Origin of the sequence: Modicisalibacter tunisiensis (genome assembly GCF_020148005.1) — a bacterium.
Classification (GTDB): Bacteria; Pseudomonadota; Gammaproteobacteria; order Pseudomonadales; family Halomonadaceae; genus Modicisalibacter; species Modicisalibacter tunisiensis.
The window spans coordinates 1-1,300 of the sequence record NZ_JAGXFD010000008.1 but is presented as its reverse complement, the minus strand read 5'-3'; the positions used below and the strand labels follow the sequence as shown (position 1 = coordinate 1,300).

The window sequence follows — 1,300 nt, the reverse complement described above, 5'->3', positions numbered from 1 at the left end:
TGTGATGGCCGTGTTCGATGACGTTGTCGCCCTTGAGCGCCGACATGGGGATGAAGGTGATGTCGGTCAGGCCCAGCTGCCGGGCGAACTCGCGGTACGCCTCGACGATGGCCTCGAAGCGCTCCCGGGCGTAGTCCACCAGATCCATCTTGTTGATGGCCACCACGATATGGCGAATGCCGATCAGCGACATCAGGAAACTGTGCCGCCGGGTCTGGGTCAGGATGCCGTGGCGGGCATCGACCATCAGGATGGCGGCGTCGGCGGTGGACGCGCCGGTGACCATGTTGCGCGTGTACTGCTCGTGCCCCGGGGTGTCGGCGACGATGAACTTGCGCTTGTCGGTGGAGAAGAAGCGGTACGCCACGTCGATGGTGATGCCCTGTTCGCGCTCGGCGGCCAGGCCGTCGACCAGCAGGGCGAAATCCATCTCGCTGCCCTGGGTGCCGTACTTCTTCGAGTCCGCCTCGATGGCGGCCAGCTGGTCCTCGAACAACAGCTTGGACTCGAACAACAGACGGCCGATCAGCGTGCTCTTGCCGTCATCCACGCTGCCGCAGGTGATGAAGCGTAGCAGGCCCTTGTGTTCGTGGGCCTTCAGGTATTCTTCGATGTCGCTCTCGATAAGGCCGGATTGATGAGACATGTCAAACCTGTAGCTGTGAGCTGTAAGCGATAAGCTGTAAGGAAAAACAGCTTGTTAGCCATCAGCGAGTTACTCATTGTCCAGCGAGGAGATGAGGCCGTGCAGCATGGAAGAGATTTCTCGAGTCTCTTGCAGCCACCGCCGTCCCTGCTGGGCTTTTATGTAGTCGATATCCATGCCGATATAGATCTGCGTGCGCAGCTCGGAGCATGAACCTCTTGCGATAACCAAGAAGTGCCGCTTGTCCCGGGGGGTATAGCGCGTCATTCCTTCGGCGATATTGCTGGGTATGGACAAGCCGGCTCGCGTGACCTGATCCTTGAAGCCGAAGTCCCGGAGGTGTCGCAGAGCCTTGTAGAGTTCCGCCGACAGCCTTGCGGAGCGCTGCCATACCTGAAGCTTCTCGAAATTCATGATCGCCACCTCTGCAAGCTGTTGGGGTTGCTTACAGCTTACGGCTTCGGGCCTTACAGCTCTTCTAGGCGCTCCGCGCCTAGAAGTACCCTTCCGCCTTCTTCTTCTCCATCGATGCGGCGCTGTCGTGGTCGATCACCCGGCCCTGGCGCTCCGAGGTGCGGGTCAGCAGCATTTCCTGAATGATCGCCGGCAGGGTGTCGGCCTCGGACTCGATGGCGCCGGTCAGCGGGTAGCAGC

At 60.4% G+C, this 1,300-nt stretch carries 2 protein-coding genes and 1 pseudogene; all 3 read right to left on the bottom strand.

What is annotated here, in order from left to right; genetic code table 11:
- Positions 1-646, bottom strand: a 646-nt coding sequence (locus KGQ91_RS16710) for a GTP-binding protein (RefSeq protein WP_224421550.1), incomplete at its 3' end; no start/stop codon positions are given.
- Positions 647-715: 69 nt separating this feature from the next.
- On the bottom strand, positions 716-1,060 hold the full coding sequence (locus KGQ91_RS16705; protein ID WP_163649707.1) for a four helix bundle protein: 345 nt from the start codon (positions 1,058-1,060) through the stop codon (positions 716-718).
- Positions 1,061-1,139: 79 nt separating this feature from the next.
- Positions 1,140-1,300 (bottom strand): annotated as a pseudogene (locus KGQ91_RS16700) (sulfate adenylyltransferase subunit CysD); the annotation flags it as partial.

Bases quoted from the DNA above. Each gene is read 5' to 3' on its own strand.
- KGQ91_RS16705 (WP_163649707.1), bottom strand. From the start codon at position 1,060: ATGAATTTCGAGAAGCTTCAGGTATGGCAGCGCTCCGCAAGGCTGTCG.